We start from the raw sequence: 23,899 nt of genomic DNA, 5'->3' as shown, positions 1-23,899 counted from the left end.
AGGTCCCGATGACGGACGTTTTCGCTTCGCGGGCTAAACCGGGTTTGACGGTTTTCTTCTATCCCCTGCTCACCTCTTTCTGCTTAAGGATAAGCGTATGTTCGCCCCAGCCAATACTGCGCATTTCACATTACTGATCCCCTCGGTTCGTCACGACTTCAAGGTGCTGGCCTTTGAGGGCCTTGAGACCATCAGTAGCTTGTACGCGATGCGTATTGAGCTGGTCAGCGAAAACCCGGACTTCGATCTGGAAAGTCTGCTCAGCCAGCCCGCGTTTCTCCAGTTTGGCCTCAATGGCGAAGGCATTCATGGGCATATCGAAGAGGTGTTTGTGGGCGAAGCGGGTAAGCGCCTGACCCGTTATCAGCTGACCTTGGTCCCCGCGTTGCACTATTTGCAGTTCAGCGACAACCAACGGATCTTCCAGAATCTAACCGTGCCGCAAATCATCGCTCAGGTGCTCAAGGGCCACGGTATCCAGGCCGATGCTTATACCTTTCATGTCAGCACCAGCCCTGAGCGTGAATACTGCACTCAATACGGGGAATCGGATTTCGAACTGGTCCAAAGGTTGTGCAGCGAGGACGGGATTGCCTGGCACCATCAACACAGCCGGGACGGCCATCTGTTGGTGTTCACCGATGATCAGACCTACTTCCCCACGCTGGAGGACACGCCCTATCAACAGGGCAGTGGTATGACAGCGGACCACCCGGTCATTAGCCAGTTCTCCCAGCGATTCAGCACGCGGACCAGCACGGCGACCCGTCGGGCTTATGACTTCAACCGCCCAAGTCTGCTGGTGGAAGGTCAGTTCACCGCCGAGTTCAGCCCCGCGCTCGAGGACTACCGTTACCCGGCGCCGATCAACAATGAAAAGCACGGCAAACAACTCGCCCGACAGGCCTTGGAGCGCCATCGCACCGACTATCGGGTGGCCGAGGGGCAAAGTGATCAGCCGACCCTGCGCAGCGGCCACTTCTTTACCCTGACCGAGCATCCACGCCAGGCATGCAACGCCTTGTGGCTGCTGCGCAGTGTCCATCACCAAGGTAGGCAACCTCAAGCGCTGGAAGAGTCGGTCACCAGCGAGGTGAAACCCGCAGATGGCTTCACCCAAGGCTACCGTAACACCTTCACCGCGATTCCCTGGGACGTGTTCTACCGTCCACCGCTGCTCACCCGTGAAAAGGAATTGGTCAGCCAGACCGCCTGTGTCACCGGGCCTGCCGGCGAGGAAATCTTTTGTGATGAGTACGGTCGGGTCAAGGTCGAGTTTCATTGGGACCGCGCCGAACTGGGCAGCGACAAGAGCAGTTGCTGGCTACGGGTGTCCTCCAGCTGGGCCGGGGACAGCTTTGGTGCGGTGACCATTCCGCGCGTCGGCATGGAAGTGGTGGTGACCTACCTGGAAGGTGATCCCGACCATCCGCTGATTACCGGGTGTGTGCCGAACAAGGTCACGCCGGTGCCGTACGCCCTGCCAGTGAACAAAACCAAAACGGTGTTGCGCAGCCACAGTTCGCCAGCCACTGGCGGCTACAACGAACTGTCGATTGAAGACCGTACGGGGCAAGAAAAAATCTACCTGCGGGCGCAGCGTAACCTCGAACAGGTGATCCTCAACGACAGCGACACCCGGATCGGACACGACCGCCGCGAGCAGATTATCGGCGACAGTCACAGCCTGATCAGTCATGACCGTTTTGAGCAGGTGGACCACCACAGCTCCAGCTTGATAAAGGGCGACGAACTGCACACCACCCAAGGGCTGCGTAACACCGTGATCGGCGGCAATGAGCTGATCAGCATTACCGGCGACAGCAGCACCACGACGGGTGGCTCGCTGGTGATGCAGGCGGGCACACAGGCTCACGTCACTGCCACCAATGTGGTGATCGAAGCGGACGTCAGCCTGACGCTTAAGGTCGGTGGTCAGCACCTCGTCATTAACTCAGGCGGTATTTTCAGCAGCACGCCCATCGTCCAGGGGGGAGCGCCCATGGCAGGTGTCCCACCGCTTCAGGCCGCACAAGCACTGATCAGCGCACCGCAAACGATCATCGCCAGTCCGCTGCCCATCGTGACCGCCACCAAACAGCACGCAGCTGACTACTGCCCGCTCAGTGAGGCCTGTCGTACGTTGAAACCGGCCGATGCCGAAAAGGCGGATGTCGCCGTGACGGTGATGCCGATAACAAAACCTGCGAGCCTGGCCGATCAGCGGACTGCCGCTCCTAAACGAGTCGCGAAGGTCTCCGCGCCGAACAAATTCGGCTTATATAACGAAGTTGAAGACGGCTGGCATCTTCAAAACCCTAAGCCTGGATTCAAGGTACAGGAAGGTCGAGATCAGGCATTGGACTTAAGTAAGACCCTCGCCCTTGTTCATGGAATAGCTGTTGCGTATGCCGCGAAAACGATTGAAAGCGGCTTTTTGCGAAGTGCATACACTCGCCTTGGCCCTGAAGGAAAGTACAGTAGAACCGCTGATGAGCGCGGTGGCGGAGCCCTGGCTGTTTACACCCGTGCGGTAGGCAAGCAGGGAGCCGCTCAATGGATCGCCACTGGAATGGGCGTAGGGGCATCAGCGGGTAACGTTCAGCTAATCATCAGGCCGGACATTCTGGAAGATCCTGCCCATGTTTGGCGCGCGAGCACCACGGACGGCATGGGAGCGGCCCCTGGCGCACCAGCGAAAAAGGAAACGGGGCGTGATAAGTGGCAATACCAAACGGAAAGCGGGCGGAACAGAACATTTAGTGACACGGTTAAAGACAAAGCCATCGCGAACAATGAGCAGTTGCACTGGGAAAAACTGCCGCTCACAGGTCTGGTCGCGATCATTGTGCATGAGCGTGTAGACACTCCCGACGACCTCAAGGCGATAGCCGATGCTCAAGGCATTGCGCTTATTAGCGCTTCTCCTAAGGAAAGTTTAAAAACTACATTGCTGCGCTACCACTTGATCGATAGTGATAGTAATTGGTGCAAATAAACCGACGTCGCAATAGAGCCAGGGGGCACCCACGCTGGCCGGGTTATCACGAACAGCGAGGGGGCAACAGTGTGAAAAATACGACAGAGCCCCAGCCCTGCAACGTCAATTACGGCGGCGACGGCGTTGACGGTGCGTCATCGTGTTGCATCGCCAAGGCACGAGGGTCGACGCATCGATCATTCATGCGCCGAGTTCGACAAAGAACAAGGACGGCAAGCGTGACCCGGAAATGCACCAGAAAAAGGGCAACCAGTATTACTTCGGTGCCAAATCTCACAGCGTGGTGTTAACTGCGGCCAACGTCGCGGATGTAACGTGGTCAGCGCTGATGCGGGCTATACCGGCGTCGAGAAACGCGAAGAACATGCGGGACGCAAAGTCATCTGGCAGGCTGTAGCCCGGCGCAGCACCTACAAAAAACATGGCAAACGCAGCGTATTGTACAAAGCGATACGCAAGATCGAGAAAGCCAAGGCCCAGGTTCGCGGCAAGGTTGAGCATCCATTTCGGGTAATCAAGAGCCAGTTTGGTTATACCAAAGTGCGCTTCAGGGGCTTGGTGAAGAGCACTGCTCAAATGGTGACGCTGTTCGCCTTGTCGAAACTGTGGATGGAACGTCGACATTTGAGCATCGTGGGAGAGGTGCGTCCGTAAAGGGGGAAACTGCTACTCTGAGGCACTCGCAGCAGCAAAAAACATGATTAGTCAGCAGATTTGACCGATTTGTAACGGCTGTCATTATTAGAAATCGCCGATGGCTAAGTCGCCGAAAGGTAGGCGGCTACTTCAGACCATCCCTAGTTGTCCGTAAGAGTTGGAAAGGCAATTGAGTAGAAAGACTAATCGAGAGGTTAATAATCAATCTTGAGCGTCGATACTGATTCTCAGCACGATGCAGGGTCCTTGTATTGCCTTAGATGGCGCAATATATGATGAAATGTGGCAATAGCTAATCACCGCAAGTTACAAAAAAAGCTACACTTGACCATCCCGCGTCTTACTTTTGGTAACGTATTCAGTGCCGCTCAGAGCTTTATAGATGAGGCGGTTGGGGGCATTCGGTCATGCCTTTATATTTTGATACGGCACGACTACGTACACGAGACGCTACGAAGAGCGCTTCCTAATCACTAGAAATAATCTGGATTAGTGCATTGCGTCTTCCGAGTAAAACTTCACGACTCAGTGTCCCGAAGCTGATAGCTACGAATAGGAAATCACATGGAAAACGGCATCTTTGCCTCTTGGCCAAGCTCTCTATTTCGCTTTGGACTTAAGTTCTCTGTTGAATATTTCAACAAATATAATATTAGATTAATGTGGAGATTATGTCATGAAAGAGCAAATTTACTCTAATTCTATCGCAGACACAGCGAAGTGGACAAAAACAGCCAATATCTCTATTACGACGGATGCGGGGATCGTACCTCAGTCGCTATATGGAAATGGCCTTCACATGCTGAAAATCTATGTGACATTTGATGTATTTTCTACGGATGGCAATAATAATAATAATATTAATGGTCAAATTGGTCAGGATGTGCTGCGCAGCGCAGTGTCCTTAATTAATTATTCTGATGTTTCTTGTATATTCCCTCGAGTGGCTTGTCCCACACTTGATAAAGTATCGCCTGATGAAAATTCAGCGTGGACGGCTGGTTTTGCTTGTACAGACATGGCGAATGAGTTTTGTGCTGATGCTTCCGACATCCAGAAGACTGCGGACTTTTCAGCTAAACCGATGGTGGTTCTGTATTTATTATGTAAAGGCATGCCACCAGCTAATCCCATGAGGGTCGGCGTAAAAATTCAACCGACTGATGGGGATGCTTGTTATAGCAGCGCCCAGCTCGGAGAAAAAAACTCTCTTTCAGTCAATGTGTTAGAAAAAATATCTTATAGTGCTGACCGCTTCATAGTTGATGCTAAGAGCGTGGAGCTAATACCTAATGGGAGTTCTGACCTGTGGTCAAGGACCCCTATTGTTCCGAGGCAGGTTGACTGGTGGCGTCAAATGAATTTTACAATTAAATTAGATGGCAAAAATGTTAAGTTGTTTAGCACTATCAGAGCAAACGCGTACAGCTACAACGATAACTTTCCTAGCGCTCGGCGTAGAAGAAATGCATATTGCACGGATCTTTATATTTTTTCAGATAAGGAGCCAAACAGTATGATTTTTAATCCTTGTCGCGTTCAGAAGTTAGCTGCGCAAGGGGTGAGTCTTAATATTGGCGAAGATGTTGAACACGGAATTAGAGCAATGCTCATATTTAGGTTTTGCATCGATAGCTATAGTTTTGAGTCTGATTACGGAAATGTCCCCATATATATTTATGACGCTCATGGCAATAGCGGGAAATTTTATCCTAATTTCGAATTACCTACTTATGTGGCTGCTACCGACGCAACGCCAGCGACGATAAATATGTCATCATTCATCCCCTTCCACATGAGCGCCAATGGCAATTATGACGACTACAAACCTTGTAGCCTTGTTAATTCTAATGGGGGGACGATGTTCTTTTTTCAAGATGAACATAATCATCATGGCCAGTATGAAGCGCAGACGTGCAAATCTATATCCTCAAGCACCCGTTACTACGATATGAGGTTTGAAGTGTTTGCTATAGATTCGCAGCATTTGGCTGTTCGCATGTTCAACGATCGTCAGATTCTTATTGCCTATCTAGGCGAGCATCGCAAAGGCGATGATTACTATATTTATGGCACCGACAGCAGCCTGTCCACTCCAGCAATGTCGTCATTTTATCTAAAGCCAGTATGGTCGTCTGTTAAGGGGGAGTTTGCATTAATTACCACTCAGGATAATTATTTTGTCCAAGCGGCGAATAACACCTCCAATTCGTCTAAAAACTATTACTATGTTGACGCGAATTCAGTCAATACAGGAGCCACGATCTCAACTGCACCGCAGTATTTATGGCGACTCATACCTGTTGTGGATTAAAGACTGTAGAATATTATTACAATAAATTCTGTGGTTCACTTTACATCACTTAAGAGGGCGAAATTGGTTGTTTGAAGCGGAAATGCGCAGTCTCAAAATTAATCTATGGCCTTTGGAGTTATTCTTAACCAGTAAGATGTGACTGCATATTCGCAAGTTTTTCTATAGGATATTGCTACACTTTTTATTGTCGATTTAAACACACTCAAAGCCAGCTAGGATGAATTGTATGAGCGATGTTTCAGAGTTTTTCAGCCAAGCCACAAACTTTGTCAGCGCGGTTTATGGGCGCGTTGATCCCCGAACGGGTTTGTATGGGATTAACATCAACTCCGGCCACTTGGTGGCGAATAAACTGATGGGTCCTATATTGCCTTTAGTGCTGAGTTACAGCCCGATCAGTACCACTAACGTGGGTCTCGGTGTTGGGGTATCTTTCGGGATGTCGATTTATGAAGGTGATAGCCAGTCCGGGTTATTGTCATTAGGTTCTGGGGAGCGCTACCGGGTGGAAAGCGGTATGGTTCAGCAGAAAAAACTGGACAGTTTCCGGTTCAACATGGACGGCGACAATTACTCAATCTTTCATAAAGACGGGGGTGTCGAAATATTGACGCGAATGGGCAATGTCTGTGTTCCTCAGCAGATATTTAACTCCGCTGGGTATTCCATTACGCTGAAGTGGGACTTTGATAATTGCGACAACGTGGTACTAACCAGTGTTAGTGATGATATACAGGACATGCTATCAATCACTTATTCAAGCACTAAGGTCGACATGCGTGTGTTGCCATATCAAAGCGAGGGATACACCGTTTCTCTATATCTTTCTGATGGCTATCACCTGACGCAAGTGACCAGTGATGCGCCTGGTAAAGACAAGCCTGCACTCAACTGGACCATTGACTATACCGATATGGCGGAGTTAGGGGCTAATTGGGGGATGTGGGCGACGTCCTTGACTTTGCCGGGCGGATTGATCGAAGCCGTGCAATACCGTGGCGACGAACAGGCGCAGCGTTTTCCAGACGGCTCGGGATTGTTGCCATTGCCATGCGTGACGCTAATGAGTATCACTGATGGTGTGGGATTATTGTCTCAAACAGCGTATACATACACGGACACTAACTTCCTTGGTTATTCCTCAGAGGTAAGCTGGGATTCGGGGCGGGACAATCTGTATAACGCGTCGTCGTATTATCGCTATGGTTCTACGCAAACCCATACCGATGAGGTTGGATTAATTACTGAGACCATTCGGACTTATAATAATTATCATCTTCTCGTCACTCAGGAGTTGCGATGCAAGGATTGCATCACGGAACACGCAACCGAGTATTATATTGACGAGAGTCTGATGTTTGACGAGCAGCCCTCGCAGTATCAGCTACCCAAGGTGCGAATCACTACTTGGAATCAAGGAAAAAAGAGTCGAAGCGAAAGAACAACAACGACCTTCGATGAATCCGGTAATCCCTTAACTCAATCGATCATATCCATCGATGACGCACAGAACGAAACGCCCATCCAGGCCGCTACGGTCTGGGAGTATTACTCTAGTGGGGGTGAGTCTGGGTGCCCAGCAGAGCCCAACGGATTTACGCGGTTCATAAAGACAAAAACGGTGATGCCGGCAACTCTAGCGGGTTATTCCGTATCGCCACAAATTACGAAGTACAGCTATTTAGGGCTGGAAACGCCGCTAGAATCCGAGGCAGTGATTACCACTGCATTAATGATTGGCAGTGAAGAACTTTACAGCGGCAGCCAATTGCTGTCCAAAGTGGCCTACAGCTATGCGGAAAAGACGGATACGGCCAATGATTTCGGTCGCCTTCTCAACACTGAGCACACTCATCACCCGTTTGGCGAGGAAGGGGCTAAATTTCTCACTAGCTTAGCCTCTACTTGGCAGGTTTCGGACAAAGCACTAATTGAGGTACAGACGTTAACTGCATGTGCACAGAGCGTTACGAACTCTCGAACGCTGTCGCTATTCACGGCACAAGTGTTGGCGTCAACGGATGCGTTAGGTGTTATAAACGAAGCAGCATACGATGCTCTAGGGCGCGTGATCTCAGTAACAACAGCAAAAGGCACTGATTATGAAAGTATTCGCACTTGCGAATATATTATCGAGGACACTCAGAGCATGCCTTTTTCTATTACTGAAGTCGATGCGAACAATAACAGAATCCGTACCAAGTGCAATGTTGCCGGTAAGCCGGTTAGATTGGAGGTGAGCCTAGCGGATGATCCAAGTGGCCGATGGAATATATTAAAGACGGTCAGTTACGATACCAAGCTGAGGCCCGCGATAATTACAAATATGGACTACATCGTGTGCGGCCCAGACGCCAATCATTTGGAGGAGCCTATACCGTATTACTCGTTAGTAACTGAGATGGACTACGACGGTTGGGAACAGGTAAATCTAAAATCGATGAGTGATGGTCAAAAGCATTGGAGCAATACCGACCCTATCGCCATGACGGTCACGAAGTATACTATAGGCGGTAAAGTCCGGGGCGACACCACGGTCACAACGTATAACGGCAACCGGCGACCAATAAAAATAGAGACTTACGACGCAAAATATGGTAGCTCGCCCTTTCCCCTCTCTGCGACGCCCAGTTCGATGGTGCTGCAGGAGTACGACGGTTTAAATCGATTGCGGAAACATACTGACGAATTAGGGCGTGTAACCACCTACGGCTATGACGAATTCGGCCGAGTCACTACAACCACACTGCCGAAAGTGTTTGGCTCACCTAGTCCGGGAACAAAGATCACCCGCAGTTATAGTGCGCTTTCGCCGTTGGCGTGGGTGACTGATATTCAAGTTATTGCAGAATACGAGCCTCTCATTGGTCAATTACTCCCTCCGGTCTCGATTGGCACCCAGGTATATGACGAGCTGGGCCGAATCACCCAGCGAATATCTGGCGGGCGCAGCTGGACTGCGACCTACAGTAGTCAATCAGGAAGCGTGACCTCGCCGAGCAGCGTGACTTCTCCCAAAAAAAATACGCTTAACTACCAATACGTTGCAGAACTGGGGGGAAAGTTATCCCGAGTGGAAAAGAGTTCTAATCCCTGTCACAACCGAATCTTTACCTATAGTAAAGCCCACGGTGGCACGAATAAAATCGTGGGCGCCCTGCTGACGGCGACTATCACCAAGAGTCCCAATCCGAAAACCACCGCTACCAATACTTATACATTGGCGGGACGCTTGGCAACGGAAAAACTCTCTCCAGCGATGCCACTGACTCGTTACGCGTATACCGTTACAGGCAAGACTACCCACTACACCGATGTCGCGGGAGAAACGCAGGCCATTGAGTATGACTGCTATGGTCGGGTATGCAGTGTCAGTAATAGCGATGTAACCGCTGTATTCTCCTACGATGATCTTGGGCGCTTGCAGCAATGGATTACGATGAATGTAGTGAGTAGCGAGACTCTGACCACGAAGATAGAATTTGACGGCCTTGGTCGCGAAATCAAGCGTAGCGTAACTAGCAGTCGGAGCGCTAACAGTTGGGAACTGAGACAAACTTGGTATACAAATCACCAGTTAAATACTAAATTGCTCTACCGCAACGAGCAAATGGTTCGAAAAGAAGTGTATACCTATGATGCTCGCAATCGGCTAGTCAATTACGTGGTATCCGGTAATAGCGAAGAGATGCCCGCAGATGAACGAGGGAATCGCATACGCTCGCAGATTATCACCTATGATGCCTACAGCAATATTAAGTGCATACAGAGCGAGTTTGAAGACGGCCTCCGGGACAATATGTTTTGCACTTATGGCAATACTGCGGACCCATGTCAATTAACAAACGTCGCTCATAGTCACTCCAGCTACTCCAATCCGCTTTCTGCACCGATAACCTATGACGCGAATGGCTTGCTGATTAGCGACGGTATGGGACGTACGTTTTGTGATAGTGGATCGGTGCTGGAAGGATACTTGGAGAGTGTCACGTACTCGGAGACCGGAAAAACTCCCCGGCACAGTCTGTATAGATATGACGCGAATAACCGGATGATTAAGCAGGATAATACAGATTTGTATTATTGCGGTACGAGGCTAGTTAACCAAGTGGAGGGGAATAACGGTGTGCGTCTGCTGGTTGGTCCGGCGGGCAACATAGCGCAAATTCGCACTGGTGCCAATTCGGGCATATGGCTCAGCGGCATCGATGCCAACGGCTCGGTGCTTAGTGTGGAAAGCGTTGATAAGTCAGTCTTACAGATTTACGGTCCGCATGGTGAGCAAGGATTTGGGGTGCATGATGAAAGATAACGTCAAACACATGACAGTCGACCAACTAGATAGCGTCTTAGGGTTTAACGGCGAGAGTATTGACCCGGTCATGGCAGGCTATCATCTTGGCAATGGCTATCGGACATACATTCCATCATTGCGACGGTTTACTTCACCGGATGGCATGAGTCCTTTTCAGGCGGGCGGCATTAACTCGTATGGATATTGCGAAGGTGATCCTATTAATAAAATAGATCCTAGCGGCCATCATGTTAAGCTATTGACTTTCGTCGATGATGTGTTCGGTGTTGGGGTTGCGGCATTTGACGTAGCCGCAGCTGTGGCTACTGGTGGGGAATCCTTAGCTGTTATACACGCTGTCTCTGTTGTGATAGCAGTGGGAACAGAGATAGCCAGTCAAGCGAGTAGCCCGGGCTCCAATGCGCAGCATATCTTGGACAAAATATCATTTTCTTTCAGCGTTGGTGACACTTTAACAGGGGTAGCCATAGAGTCTAAAGAAATTCATCATAATATTAAAAATAACGGGCTTAAAGCCGGCCTGGATGTTTTTAGAAAAAACACGGGCAATATAAGATTGACTGTTAAAACATTATCCTACACGTCTGCGGTTACGAGCGAGGTGACTGAAGGGGTAGCCGATGGTTATGCTGGGGATTATGACAGGAAAAAGCTCGACACTCCGCTCGAGAAGACCAGCACATATTTGGGGGTTGCAGCCTCGATAACGGGATTTGTGGATGGTATATTCGATGCTCCTGATAACTTAATAAAATCTTATACTCGAATCGGAAAGTCACGGCACCATGGTATCGGTTATTCTGGGATGCCGCGTTTCTTTGGCTTGGACAGCGGGGGGGCGGCGATATTTAGCTTTGATATCGAAGGCGAATAGCATTCTGTGCGGTATTGCGAGAGTGTATTAGAGAAGGTCAGAAGTTGTCGACAATGTTTTGACTATTCTTTCATTGGGCGCTTATAAAGTGATGACCTGCCAAGTTCAGGCATCGGTGTAAGCACGCGGGGATAACAGTTGTGTAATGACATCCATTATGCGGCAACAGTTCAGCGATCTCAGCCCAGTTGAGTTGGCAGTCGCTGGAGTGCGTCCTTCAAATAGGCGTATGGATCATGTCCATTGAGCCTGGCCGATTGGATCAGGCTCATCAACGCCACCGCACGTTGGCCGTTGCGCAACGATCCGGCGTCGAGCCAATTCTTGCGGCCCTTAGCCCACGGCCTGATCCGTTGCTCGGCGTAGTTGTTAACGATGAAGACAGCACCGTCATCGAGAGAGCGTGACAATGCCGTCCAGCGATCAGGCTGTAATCGAAATCTTTGGCGATAGCCACTTCGCCGTGCACGTGCTCGCGCGGGGTGATCATCCAGGTACTATGCAACGCACCCATCGCTGGTGCGGCTTTTTCTTGCTTTATTCGGCGACATAAATCAGGCTCCACGCCGCGAACCTCTCGCTCTATTTCGTAGAGCACCTGGATGTAGCGTAAGCGCTCCATAAACCCCACGTTCAAAGTCACCACCTGATCCCCGATGCTGTGCTCCCGATTCCTTTCCAGAGCCAGCACCTTATGTTGCGGCCCGACGCAAAAGTCGAAAAAGTCTATCTCTATCCCAAACCTGTCGACTTCCGAAAATCCATCGATGGCCTCGCCGCTCTGGCTGAACTGAACATCAAGGTCGCGGTATTTGACCCGATGCTTTTCGTGTTCCTCAACAAGCCTCGCAACCGAGTGAAGATTTTGTATTGGGAGCGCAACGGCTTTTGCCTTTGGCTGAAGCGGCTGGAAAACGAGCGCTTCTATACATCGTCGGATTGTTCGGATGAAGCCGTCGTGCTGACGGTTCAAGAGCTCAATTGGCTATTGGACAATTTTGATTTGTGGCGCAACCGTCCGCATCAAGTTTTGACGCCTCGATTCGTCGCCTGATTCGATATAATCCAGGGCATGATTTCCATGCAAAGACCTTCCTGACGACCCTGTTTTGCTCAAGCAACTGCTTGAGCAGCTGCTGCTTGAGCCCGAGTCGGATAAGGGCAAGATCGTTCATCTCGAAGAAGAAAACGCGCTGTTGCGTCAGCGTCTTTTCGGACGCAAGTCAGAGCAGACTGCTGATCCTGCGACCCCGCAAATGGCCTTGTTCAATGAAGCTGAAAGCGTCGCCGAGTTGGTCCACGAAGCGGTGAAGAAGAGGTCGTCGCGCCGACCAAGCGACGGCGCAAACGCAACTCTGCCCGCCGATCTTCCGCGTATCGAGGTTATTCACGAACTGCCCGAACATGAGCTGACCTGTGCCTGCGGTTGCCGCAAGCATGCCATTGGCGAGGAAATCAGCGAGCAGCGCGAGATCGTGCCGATGCAAATCCGCGTGATCAAACATGTGCGCAATGTCTACGGTTGCCGCGATTGCGAAACCGCCCCGGTTACCGCCGACAAGCCGGCGCAGCTGATCGAAAAGAGCATGGCCAGCCCAGTGTGTTGGCGATGTTGCTGGCGACCAAATACGTCGATGGGCCGCCACGGTATCGATATCCCACGCCAGACCTTGGCGCGCTGGGTGATCCAGTGCAGCGAACACCTGCAACCCTTGCTCAACTTGATGCGGGATCGACTGCCGGAAAGTCGCGTCATCCACTGTGACGAAACGCGGGAACGCGGGTTCAGGTGAAAAAGAACCGGGTCGAGAGCCGACCAGCCAATCCTGGATGTGGGTACAAACCGGCGGGCCACCGAATCAGCCCGTTATCTTGTTTGACTACTCGACCAGCCGGGCGCAGGAGGTCCCGTCGCGCCTGATCGAAAGCTATCGCGGCTACCTGACGACCGATGATGACGCCGGTTACAACGCTTTGGGCGCGCAGTCCGGTGTTGAGCGTATGGGCTGTTGGGCACATGCGCGACGCAACTTTGTTGAGGCGCAAAAGTGCAGCCCAAACGTAAGACCGGGCGCGCGGATATCGCGCTGAATCTGATCAACAAGCTGTACGGTATCGAGCGAGATTTAAAAGAAGTCAGCGATGAACATCGCCACGAAAGTTGACAGCACCACAGTCTACCGGTGTTGGCGCAGTTGCACGCCTGGCTGGAGAAAACCCAGCCACAAGTGACGGTGCAAAATGCACTGGGCAAAGCCATCAGCTACCTGGCCAGAAACTGGAGCAAGTTGGTGCGCTACACCGAAGCCGGTTACTTGCCGATCGACAACAATGCCGCCGAGCGTGCGATCCAGCCCTTCGTGATCGGGCGCAAGAGTTGGAGGTTCAGCGACATACCCAAAGGCGCGACGGCCAGCGCTCAACTTTACAGTTTGGTCGAGACGGCTAAAGCCAACGGCCAAGAGCGCCCTATGCGTGGCAGCGCCACGCACTTGAGCGCCTGCCACATGCCTCGAGCGTAGAAGACTTCGAGGCCTTGCTGCCGTGGAACTGCACGCCGCAAATTTCAAGATAGCCATAGATCCGCACCTTTAAAATGTGGGGTTCATGGAGCGCTTACGGAGATTTTTTTTCATGGATCGCAATTCGGTGACTCTTTGGCGACATAATCTGCTAATTGAAAGAGACAATTGCGGCGTCGCGGCATCGATGTTCTTCTCGGATTTACGCCCGGAGAGATGCTGACAGCAAGTTTTTACCTTGATACAAACGAGGCAACAATATTTAATGGGAACCATTACGTCACAAATCAGAAGCATGAAAGTCCAGTTGAGGTTCTGCACAAAGGAAACTGTCGAATCGACGACGACATCACGCGACAAACCTCTGAGCCATGGGCGATCCAGTGCGGCGAATACCTAGCCCTTACTCGCCTTGATGCGAGATAATTGCTGAAAAATCGCATCCCCCATTACAAAGAGCCGGGAGGGTGAGATGTATAAAAACCTATCGGGAGTCGTTTAGTTAGGTCGATGCTACCTATTGGGACGCGGGCTGATGGAAGCGATTTGAAACCATACAGGCGCCGAGAGGTAATTCATATTGCATACTCAAGCGTAAGGTTCACAGGCTGAGTACCGACGACATACAAAAACAGATGATCACCGCGGACTAATTTGAAACCCTGATCAAATACACCGCCTGCCCATGAGCCGTTTTGATAAGTCCACATGCACAACTCGTCATAAACGCCTCCCAAGGACGAATCAGTCCAACGCATTAACTTGAGTACTGCTCCTTGAGAATTTTTCCCAATAGGCAACATCGAAAGTAGTATTTGTGCACCTTTTTCATACGAATAGGTTCCGGGCACCAACCAACTGTCGACGATTCCAGGCCCATAAAGCCCTACCAAAAGCCCCTCTCGCCGCTGAACATCTGTTGTCTTGGCATCATTTTTCACCCTTAAATTCAAAGATTGGGACTTTCCAACAACCGTTCCTTTGCGTGAAACCGTTATATAAGTATCGCCAATCCCCTCCGGCCAATCATCGAGCAGTACTAAAAGATCGTAGACTAATTCATTAGGATCTATAACAACAAAAGGCTTGCCAAGCTTCACTCCATTAAAAAACAGCGTGATCGTGTCACCCTCCTGTGTGGTACTACTCACCGCTGAAACAACGATGGGCACCCCAGGTGCAATGTTGCCCTTGTCGAGCACCAAAGGGCCCGATGCCGGCTTCTGAATGGGCACTTGATAAAAATATGGCTTTTCGAGCATTTCCATGGCTGCCATGTTCTCAATCTCCGTTGGTGATAGTACAAACCAAACTAGTCAAAATACGGACCTAGCCCGCTCGGCGGAAGCGTATCGATGTGGCAATGCAATATCTGCGAGCTCGCAGACCGACCTGGAATAATCGAGTAGAGCTTGTACTGCACGTCGCAACGACCCATCACGCCTTTTACTGATTGTCCGAAGCCCCAGAGTTCAATGCGCCCGAACCAAATATCTACATACCCTCGGACTAGATCCACCTTACTGATCTCTCGACCCTTTGGGCTCGTAATCCGAACCGCCATGGGGTCGTCAAAGCCGGCCATCCAACCCGAAACGTCGATCGTGACAATGACCGCATATCGGACGTCATCCCATAAAACATCCGTATTTGCCTTGCCCACTGGAACACGAATGTTCAGTCCATGAGAGATAGTTGAAGCATTGATGATTACCTCATGCCCGAGCGTTTCGACAATCGCCGGCGCTTTCATTTTTCCATCGTGCAAGCTAGCGATAGGAGCACCTGGATCGCCATCTACATAAAACTCAAGCCTCGACGCTAACGCCGCGGGCTCCCTGGCCGGCAACACGATGTAAGTCAGCTCGTTAAAATTATCGTCGTCAAATGTTTCGTTGTGTAGCCCGAATTTCGAGAACGACGCGAGTACCTGTCCCGTTACCTTTCGTGGAAAATTAGAACCCTCACCATTCTGAACTCGTTTGTTACACAGGACGAATAGCCAGTCATTGGTAGCATTACTCAGATAGGCTGGTATCACGCAAGCAATCGTGTCAATACCGGCGGCCGGCACTTGCACTTCGGGAGAAGTCAGTAGTGGAGCGCCGAGCCTAGGATCCGCGTCCGACTTGAAGTCTGGAATTACGAACATGGCTATTATATCTTCGACAACGCCACATTTACCGTGTATGATACCCGCATAAGTACCTGACGTTTTTGATGCGCACACATAAACATTAGCGACGCCGTCCTCATCAGTAAGCAAATCCACCCAATGACGTATACTATCCTGATGAATAGTCAGCGCATCTACAGCCGTTGAACTCAATGCTGGATAAAACGCCACTCCTGAAAACGAGTGGTCCGCCTGGGTAGACAGACGTAAGCAAATATTTTTCAAGCCTGAACCTGTGTTCGGGTCAGAGACATACACGCTGCAAATAAAGTAATTCCCTCCAGAACTCAAGGGCGTCTCTTTGACACTTGACGCAGGCAATAAATGATATGGATCGAAGTTTTCAAACATACTTACGCTAGGAGCGACAACCGTGTAGGCGTCGCTACTTTGCAACATTACGCTGGGGGCATTAGCGCTGAATATATCAGGTGTATCCGCTTTCGAGGCAGTTGAGGAATAAAGAGCCCGAATCGTCGCGGTCGCGACCGACCGGTCTGCGTCTTTACTTCGAGCTACAACTTGCCATGCCAAATTTTCCTCATTAAAAGTAGTATCAGAGTTATGCGAACCGTAAATCTCAAATTTGCCATTGGAACCAACACTCTGGAAAATTACGACTTGCCCATCGGCTACTCCGCCAGGTAAGGTCAGCGTCGCAGTGAAGGTAACAACCTGCCAAAGATAGAACGCATAAGTATTGTCAACAGTGTCAGGTATCACCTGAAGTGTGGCCCCGGCATAGAAACGATTTACGCTCATCGGTAATCTCCTCGCTGGGTATATATCATACCGTCACCGCCAAATCGAGATTACCATCGCTGATCATTGCCAGCGACAACTCGTCCCCTTTTTTCAGCGTTATCGGTGAATCTGAGATTATAAATGCCCACTTCCCTAAGGTATACGCTAGAGTTCCCACCGCACTCGACGTTCCGCTTGCCTGAGTACGCTTCGACAGTATCAACGTCGGATTTCCTTGTTCTGCTTGGGTACTTAACGGGGATATCAACACATCGGAATTTTTGGAAATCGCGTAATCAAATGGCACGATCCATGAGTCGATCAAGCCCTCGAGATAAAACCCGCTATATGTAGCTTGATGATATTGCACATTCACCTCCGCGTCAGGCGCATTATTAATGGTGATGCCCAAAGGCTTGGATGAAGATATGTTGGCCGCTCTGCTCTCCACTGTGTAGGTGACGTTGAATGGACCATTGCTGAAAACCGACAGTGGTCGAATCTGAATATCCTTCCCAGCAAAAAAAAGATCTGCATCCGTGACATAGGCGTATCGTAAAAAAGTGCCCTGCCCGCCTAATCCATCAAATCGAACCGTTATTTTGTCGCCCTTGTTAATTTCATCGTAGGGCTTGATGATAACTTCAATTACGTTTTCTTGAGTTCCGCCAAGATCCAGTACTCCGTTGTCCGCCTTGGGTATTAACGGCGCATCCAGTTCACGTTCTGTCATTCCCCCCCCCTTAATCCTGCCCGCCATAAGAGGCGGACAGGAATTCTGATCAGCGTTTAACGCGAGCCTACACTAATACTGTAAAAGTCGTCGATCGCAGCTGGGGAGGTGTTTTCGGAAGTCTTAGAGGCTGCAGTCCCAAAATAATACCACGTAGTGATTTTACCCAAGTCACCGTTAGCTGGATTATCCCGATAACCCGCCGTATCGGACGGTTCTAATTGCAAGATGCAGAAGCCTCTTGAAACGTCTTCCTTCGTAACTAGGTAATTACGGAGAATACTGTTCTCCTGAGACTTGTTAGTCTCACTAGACCACCCCTGTAGACTTACCTGATAGTTAATATATGTCTGCTCCTCGGGCTTCACGCTACTAAATGTCCAGTCTACCCGAATTTGCAATCCATCCACGCACATTGACGGTGTAACCCGATCCGGAAATTCGGGAGTAGAGCCAACATAAATAGGCGCTGGAATATTCGAATTGTAAGGCGGCGGTTCAACAGGGGGTGTGGTTAGCTTTGAACGCCACACATTCAATCTAGCCGGTGCAGATTGGTTCATCACGTTTTGAGTAGTTATCTCGATATATGAAACATGGTTGAGCATCGCATCACTTCTTTCGCCGACCGCGGGCGGAGCAAACAATTGACTTCCTGTCACTGCGAATTGATTACCACCAGCGTACCAAGAGAAGGCACTCATATACGAAAGCTCGGTTATATATGTAGACTTAACTTTATGTGTAATAGGGTCGGCGTACGACGACACTACGTAATAAACCGTATTTTGGGAAGGACTAATGCCGCCAAGCTCAATAGTTCCGGTAACCGAATTTTGAGTAGCCACATCAACATAGTTACTCGCGAATATCGGCGCAGAGAGCCCGGAGTCCGGATTAGCAAGATTAGTAACCAACAAAGCTCCGGAGGCGTCCCCCTCCGCACCAGGTAACTCAAGATGGACTTTACCGAAAACAGGCTTTGTACCCGCACAGATACGCAAATCAAATTTACCTTGATCGTCGCTTTGAATAAGCTTAGTAGTCTCTTCACCTAGTTTGATATCATATATGGCATTATCCTTATCGTAAATTAGAAGCTCTTTCAAGGCACCCATAACGTCCGGCGCCAACTTTTGAGTACTATTCTGCGTGAGTCTCAAATGAGCGACGAATTTTCGGTCCTTGATTTCTTCCTGTGTAAGGGTCATCGGCCGATAGCTAACACGAAAATAATTCTGCGTCGGACTAGTAGTAGGTGTGAAAGGCTGTTCCCCAACTGTGTTCGCAACCAGAACCATGTTAGGGGATTCATATTCGGTATTAGGCTCTGCTCCCGTGATTATTACTCCGGGCGCTGAACTCTGATGAAGTATTACGTTATCATCGACGGAATACAAAGTCGCATTGAAGTCGATGTTTGCATTAACCTTACCACTTACATAAACCTCAATACTTACGAGAGCGTCTTTATTACCAATATCGGCAGCCCCCACCTTAATTTTGCCATTTTCCTCAGATTGGTTAAGGGCCCTAATCCCATTTGGAGACACTATAGAACTCAATGAATCCAATTGAAACTTAACATAATCACCCTCGGCTAACTCTTTATCTAAAGAGGTAAGCCTTACAGTAACTTTAAGAATCTCCCCCCAATACCCTATTCCGCCCTTAGGAGAGTCATAAGTCATGCTTTGGCTATCCGACGGTAGTTTATTTTGCTTTGAAAACATAATATTTACTCCTTTTATTAAATAACAATTTATTACCAACACAACATTGTGCACGGTAACCTTTTTTTAAAAATAAACGCTGAGCAAGCGGGCTTGTCGCCGTCACGATAACTTGCCATCGTGTCCAAGTGATATTAAAAATCGTAACGCAACCCTAAATTTCCGCCAACAGCAGAGTTGCCATAACTGTTGCTCGGCCGAGCCTGACCATTCGCTTCACCGTATACTTGCAAACGTTCACTTAGTTGCGCACTGACTCCCAGAGCAAGTTTCAAACCACCGCCAACATTGGCGGTGGTGAACTCCTGACCAGCCAACCTTGGTTTACCAGCACTAATCCAAGTATAATCCGCCCCCGCATCCGCGTAAGGCTTAACGGTGTTTCCTTTGCTATAGATCGGATAGCTAACCCTTACACCCGCTCCCGTCGTCCAGGCTTGGGTGTTACCTAGTGCAATCTTGGTACCATCGGCGTCCACCCGGTCGCGATAGTGCATGGCTTGCCCCATGAACTGAAGGTGTGGCTCCACTTCCATGCCCGAATTCAATGTGAACCGACGACCCGACTCCACCGATAAATCCAAGCCCGTCCCATGCAACCGCCCTACTGAGGGACTGACACCATCAACGCTAGTGCGATAAAAGCTTGCTCCAAGCACACCATCCGCATACCAGCCCTGCGCCGACAACCATGTCCCGGTCAACGCTAAGGTACTTGCCTGAACCGAGAGATCACTGCTAGTCGCCGCCGTTGTACGAGGTGTCGCATGGATAGAGCCGATGGTCGCGGCCAGCCCCATTCGATAGGTATCGCCGTTAGTCGCGGTGTAACGGAGAAAATTCCCACCGAACTGCAACGCCTGACTGCTTTGATCGAAGTCGAACCCATACTGTTGAAAACTACGACTTGACGTATAATTGCCACTCTCGCCGAGGGTACGGGCAAATGCCTCTCCACCAAGCTCATCACTTGACGATGACATATCTCCAAGTCGTGCGTGTAGACCGCTCATCAACATGGCGCTATAACGCTGCAGTACCAGCGGCGCAATCAGATAGGAGCTGGTCTGTGGCAAGACCAAGGGTCGAGTACCTGGAGGAGCATCGGTGGGAGCGCCCGGGATGATTTTCCCTTTGTCGTCTTCATACGCAGTCTGCAACCGATAGTCCCATGTAGTGCCGCCGCTCAGGCGGCTCTGCGAAGCATCAGCATCACCATAAGCCCCTGAAGGACCGTAGCCGAACAGACGATACTGATAGAGGCTGCCCGGACTCGTAACATAAGTAGTATCTAGCTTGAATGAATTCTCTGATCCATTGCCACCGATCTGCGCAACCGAAATACCCTCGTTTGCGTGGAATTTGTTATCGCCTGCTTTGTTAGTATTCACCGCAGTACCAGTGGTGGTGATATGCAGCATAGTGGTTCCAATGGCATTACCACTGATCAGCACTCTATCGGTATTGGATGCTTGAGTATTGCCGCCGGCATTCAACTCGGTGTTCAGGCCGACTGCCCCCCCCCCTACATAGTCCCCCTTCACGAATAAGGTCTTATACTGAACCACGTCATTGATAGCTGACGATGCAAACTCAATCAGCCCCCTGTTCGTCAATTGTTGTACGCTAGAGTCGCCAGTGAGGTTCCAGACCGTACTGGCATCCGCCACAGTTGCATTGACCTGACCGCCGCCGGACTGAGATATCACACCGACCAATTCAGTACCTCCTGACAAGCCGACATTTACCACAGCGCCAGCGACATTGGAGGCGATGTCGCCTTTGAGCGAGGAGGCGTCCACATTAAACGTACTCATTCCTGCGGACGTTGAGCGATAGACCCCTGTGGTACCGCCCTCGACCGACGTATGCGCCACCGAAAGCGAAGTGCCCCCGGCCGCGGCAATGGCAGCCCCACCGTTACCGTTGAAAATCTCGCCACCGCCAGCGGTCAAACTTCCTCCAGCCATTACCAGCCCACCGGCCAAACTGAGTCCACCTACGGTCAAGGCGCCCGCACCATCCTTGGTGAATGTCGAATTTCCGCCAGCCGTCAGCCCACCATTTGCATCATCGGCATAGGTGACGATCGATCCCAATGTTGCCATCACATCCGCATCGACGATGACACTGCCAGTGTCGAGCACTTGGACTGCACGCAGGGATTGAAAGTCGCTCGCGCCTTTGGATATCTGCAAGTTGCCGCCTTGCAAGCGCACCTCGCGCTCTACGGCCGTATCGCCAAGGTTTGCGTCACGACTAACTTGCAAAGTGCCATCATTAATCTGCGTATTGCCTAAATAGGTGTTATCCGCAGTCACTATCGAGACTCCGCCCCCGTTCTTGACGACGTATATACCCGCACCATTGCGCGTCGCATCGCCCCCAATTTGATACCCAACAGCTCCATCTGCAATAGCGATCTTGTCGTTGGTCCCAATCACCCCTCCAACCCCGCCCGCGTACTCAATATGGATATTGCTCCAGTCCGCCGCGTTGTCAGGGGCCGCCGGGTCAAAGCCCCCCGAGGTGCCCGATAAATCTAACCAGCCATCGTTGATGTAAAACGTTCTTGTGAACGAACTCGGATCAGCAATACCCCTCACTTGCAACACACCACCATTGAGGTAGCCGTTCCTAATCCCACTCCAGGCCGCATCGCCTTGTAGAACCTGGATATTGCCGCCGTACTTGTAAAGATCAACCGAGCCGGTGGTGCTGCCGCCAAAAATAAAAGTGCCGGCTAATGCTGTCTGATCGCTTCCTAAATGGAGTTGGGTCACTGCGGATCCCATGTTCAACGCTCCGCCGCCGCTCAACGCCCCTAACGTAAGTGTGGAGTCATGCTGGGTGGCATTAAGCGTACCTGCTACCCCCAACGTCCCAGCGTCCAACTGAACGATAGAATTAGCACCCGACGAAGCACCCTTAAACATCAGCGTACCGCCAGCACTCGCCATCAGGGCATTACCGTTGGTGCTAACGCCGCCATCAAGTTGGACCGTACCGCCGTCACCCGCGATCGCCCCCCAAGACGAAGGGACGCCGCCGACAACAGTCGCTACTGAAGTTGAGAACGGATTGGCTTGCGTCACCTCCACCGTAGCGCCATCGGCCGCACGAATCAACGAACCTCGTTCGGCAACCAAATTTGCAAGCTGCATGCTGCCGACATCGAACGTATAAGTGTTGCCTGCACCGACCAAGCTAAAAGCACTTGCATTTTCACCATGAGTGGCGATACGAGTATCGCGATCGATGCTCGCCAGAGCGCTGCTATCAGACACAAACAGGCCATCCGCACCGCCTCCGTACGTATTGACCATTACGCCCGGACCAATGGTTACTTGCCCTCCTGAAACATCCACACCAACCGAATTGTCACCCCGAGTAGTGATCGACGTCCTTTGCAATGTCAGCGCTCCTGCCTGGACGCTGATCGCCGCTGCCCCCAGGCCTGTCGTGCTCACGAACGAATCCGTTACCTGTGCTCTACCACCCAGCGAGGCAAACTTCATAGCTATTGAGTTTGCACCTTCTGTACTTACGTCTGTATTGGACATTACAAGACTGCTGTCACGCCCATCCACATAAACACCCACGGATTTTTCACCACTAGTACGCACCGAGCTAACACCAGACCCAGGAGCGCCAAACGTCAATTCGCCACCATTGAGCATATAAAGACCAAACGCCCCGAACCCAGACGCACTTACGACCGTATCCGAAAGAGTGGCACTGGAGCCAGACCCGGCGACATAGACTGCGTATCCCTCCACGGCGGGCATTTCTACTGACAACTTATTACCAACGAGAGTCGAGCGAGACTCAACAGTAACAGCTCCACTTTGATACCCATCCGACACCACCGAAAAGCCGCTCAAGCTGCCAACAGAGTGTGTGTTTATTAAAACCCCGAAACGATGCCCCTTAATGCTACTATCCATATCACCTTCAAGATTCACATCAGAGTCCGTCTCAGCCCTCACTCCGGCCCCGCCGAACTCATCACTATCCTCCCCTCCCGCCTGTGTTATTTTAACCAACCCACTAACCGAGGCATTTGCCCCAGACAAATAGATACCATCAGCATTATAAGCTGAGATCCCCAGCCCACCTGCGGATGTAAACAAACTGCCCGAGTCAAAAGCTACACCAGCAGCCCCCCTTTCAATTTTTTCACTCGCCCCTCCTGTAGCCGAGATAGTCGCAGCGCCATTCAATATGACCTTTGCCCCCCCCTGTGCCATGATCCCGCCAATAACCGTGGTCTTCGTCGATTCGAGCCCTAACGCCGATGACTCGACATTCAAGACCGCGCCTGGCTCAAGCGTAAAGGTCACATCCTGCGCGCCCCTCCGCACAAGTAATAGACCCGCTGTGATAGCCCCAGGCGTGGCACGGGCTTCCAACACTGCTCGAGCCGTTAAATTTCCTTTTGCATCCAGCGATAATGGAGCTGATCCCCCACCCTGCATGGAAATAGCGCTATCCCACTTACTAAAAACGGATACATCCTTGCCAGAGGTATAAACACCAACTTTGCGCAAATCCCAGCCGACTCTTAAATCAGTCAAGTTAGATTGAATATCTACCGTATCACAATCGTTCAAATCAGCATCCTTGACGATCTGAGTATAGTGCGAACCGGACCCTACTGAACACTGCGCCATAGCACCTAATGAAAACCCAAGAGTCCCGATCGATGCAAGCACCGCGAAAAATTTATTAAATGCATATCGCTCGGGCCCGACGCCAAAATGACGACTCATATATTCCGTTCCACGCAAAAATATAACAGATGCTTAATTTTGCTCGCCTCCCAGC

13 protein-coding genes and 3 pseudogenes are annotated in these 23,899 nt (G+C 50.7%); 10 read left to right on the top strand and 6 right to left on the bottom strand.

Annotated features, from left to right (window positions below; genetic code table 11):
* Positions 1-97: 97 nt before the first annotated feature.
* The 5 genes and pseudogenes from KW848_RS30125 to KW848_RS30105 form a co-directional block, all read left to right on the top strand.
* Positions 98-2,140 (top strand): annotated as a pseudogene (locus KW848_RS30125) (type VI secretion system tip protein VgrG); the annotation flags it as partial.
* 1,009 nt (positions 2,141-3,149) lie between these two features.
* Positions 3,150-3,655 (top strand): annotated as a pseudogene (locus KW848_RS30120) (transposase); the annotation flags it as partial.
* Positions 3,656-4,334: 679 nt separating this feature from the next.
* Complete coding sequence (locus tag KW848_RS30115; protein WP_218539020.1) at positions 4,335-5,972, top strand: hypothetical protein; 1,638 nt, start codon at positions 4,335-4,337, stop codon at positions 5,970-5,972.
* A gap of 229 nt (positions 5,973-6,201) precedes the next feature.
* On the top strand, positions 6,202-10,287 hold the full coding sequence (locus KW848_RS30110) for an RHS repeat protein (protein ID WP_218539019.1): 4,086 nt from the start codon (positions 6,202-6,204) through the stop codon (positions 10,285-10,287).
* The gene (locus KW848_RS30105) at positions 10,274-11,164 is read left to right on the top strand and encodes an RHS repeat-associated core domain-containing protein (protein WP_256365330.1); all 891 of its coding nucleotides are present in this window, start codon (positions 10,274-10,276) and stop codon (positions 11,162-11,164) included. The genes KW848_RS30110 and KW848_RS30105 overlap by 14 nt, the downstream gene beginning before the upstream one ends.
* Before the next feature lie 70 nt (positions 11,165-11,234).
* Here the strand turns inward: KW848_RS30105 and KW848_RS32040 are convergent.
* A pseudogene (locus KW848_RS32040) lies at positions 11,235-11,783 on the bottom strand (transposase); the annotation flags it as partial.
* A 75-nt stretch (positions 11,784-11,858) separates the two neighbouring features.
* Between KW848_RS32040 and tnpB the strand changes: the two are divergent.
* From tnpB to KW848_RS32620, 5 genes are all read left to right on the top strand, one after another.
* Entirely contained in the window at positions 11,859-12,218 is a 360-nt protein-coding gene (gene tnpB, locus KW848_RS30095; protein ID WP_256365329.1) for an IS66 family insertion sequence element accessory protein TnpB, read from the top strand.
* A gap of 55 nt (positions 12,219-12,273) precedes the next feature.
* Entirely contained in the window at positions 12,274-12,957 is a 684-nt protein-coding gene (locus KW848_RS32635) for a transposase (protein ID WP_375154752.1), read from the top strand.
* 37 nt (positions 12,958-12,994) lie between these two features.
* On the top strand, positions 12,995-13,255 hold the full coding sequence (locus tag KW848_RS32630; protein ID WP_375154751.1) for a transposase: 261 nt from the start codon (positions 12,995-12,997) through the stop codon (positions 13,253-13,255).
* A gap of 104 nt (positions 13,256-13,359) precedes the next feature.
* Positions 13,360-13,686 carry a transposase gene (locus KW848_RS32625; RefSeq protein ID WP_375154750.1) on the top strand — a complete coding sequence of 109 codons (327 nt, stop codon included), beginning with the start codon at positions 13,360-13,362 and terminating at the stop codon, positions 13,684-13,686.
* Positions 13,665-13,739 carry a hypothetical protein gene (locus tag KW848_RS32620; RefSeq protein WP_375154754.1) on the top strand — a complete coding sequence of 25 codons (75 nt, stop codon included), beginning with the start codon at positions 13,665-13,667 and terminating at the stop codon, positions 13,737-13,739. The genes KW848_RS32625 and KW848_RS32620 overlap by 22 nt, the downstream gene beginning before the upstream one ends.
* Positions 13,740-14,261: 522 nt before the next feature.
* Here the strand turns inward: KW848_RS32620 and KW848_RS30085 are convergent.
* The 5 genes from KW848_RS30085 to KW848_RS30065 all read right to left on the bottom strand — a co-directional run bounded on the left by KW848_RS30085 (position 14,262) and on the right by KW848_RS30065 (position 23,844).
* Positions 14,262-14,963, bottom strand: a complete 702-nt coding sequence (locus tag KW848_RS30085; protein WP_218539017.1) for a hypothetical protein — start codon at positions 14,961-14,963, stop codon at positions 14,262-14,264.
* 35 nt (positions 14,964-14,998) lie between these two features.
* Entirely contained in the window at positions 14,999-16,624 is a 1,626-nt protein-coding gene (locus tag KW848_RS30080; RefSeq protein ID WP_218539016.1) for a hypothetical protein, read from the bottom strand.
* Between the two features lie 25 nt (positions 16,625-16,649).
* Positions 16,650-17,339: a hypothetical protein gene (locus tag KW848_RS30075; RefSeq protein ID WP_218539015.1), complete on the bottom strand. Its 690-nt coding sequence runs from the start codon at positions 17,337-17,339 to the stop codon at positions 16,650-16,652.
* A 56-nt stretch (positions 17,340-17,395) separates the two neighbouring features.
* Entirely contained in the window at positions 17,396-19,072 is a 1,677-nt protein-coding gene (locus tag KW848_RS30070) for a hypothetical protein (RefSeq protein ID WP_218539014.1), read from the bottom strand.
* A gap of 134 nt (positions 19,073-19,206) precedes the next feature.
* Positions 19,207-23,844, bottom strand: coding sequence for an autotransporter outer membrane beta-barrel domain-containing protein (locus tag KW848_RS30065; RefSeq protein ID WP_218539013.1), 4,638 nt, complete (start codon positions 23,842-23,844; stop codon positions 19,207-19,209).
* Between the last annotated feature and the right edge of the window lie 55 nt (positions 23,845-23,899).

Source organism: Pseudomonas sp. PDM25, assembly GCF_019219045.1.
Lineage (GTDB): Bacteria > Pseudomonadota > Gammaproteobacteria > Pseudomonadales > Pseudomonadaceae > Aquipseudomonas.
The sequence above is the reverse complement of the archived record's forward strand: the minus strand, read 5'-3'. Positions and strand labels throughout refer to the sequence as shown.

Coding starts and splice junctions, on each gene's coding strand:
- KW848_RS30115 (WP_218539020.1), top strand. CDS start 4,335: ATGAAAGAGCAAATTTACTCTAATTCTATCGCAGACACAGCGAAGTGG.
- KW848_RS30110 (WP_218539019.1), top strand. CDS start 6,202: ATGAGCGATGTTTCAGAGTTTTTCAGCCAAGCCACAAACTTTGTCAGC.
- KW848_RS30105 (WP_256365330.1), top strand. CDS start 10,274: ATGATGAAAGATAACGTCAAACACATGACAGTCGACCAACTAGATAGC.
- tnpB (WP_256365329.1), top strand. CDS start 11,859: ATGTTGCGGCCCGACGCAAAAGTCGAAAAAGTCTATCTCTATCCCAAA.
- KW848_RS32630 (WP_375154751.1), top strand. CDS start 12,995: ATGTGGGTACAAACCGGCGGGCCACCGAATCAGCCCGTTATCTTGTTT.
- KW848_RS30085 (WP_218539017.1), bottom strand. CDS start 14,963: ATGGCAGCCATGGAAATGCTCGAAAAGCCATATTTTTATCAAGTGCCC.
- KW848_RS30080 (WP_218539016.1), bottom strand. CDS start 16,624: ATGAGCGTAAATCGTTTCTATGCCGGGGCCACACTTCAGGTGATACCT.
- KW848_RS30075 (WP_218539015.1), bottom strand. CDS start 17,339: ATGACAGAACGTGAACTGGATGCGCCGTTAATACCCAAGGCGGACAAC.
- KW848_RS30070 (WP_218539014.1), bottom strand. CDS start 19,072: ATGTTTTCAAAGCAAAATAAACTACCGTCGGATAGCCAAAGCATGACT.
- KW848_RS30065 (WP_218539013.1), bottom strand. CDS start 23,844: ATGAGTCGTCATTTTGGCGTCGGGCCCGAGCGATATGCATTTAATAAA.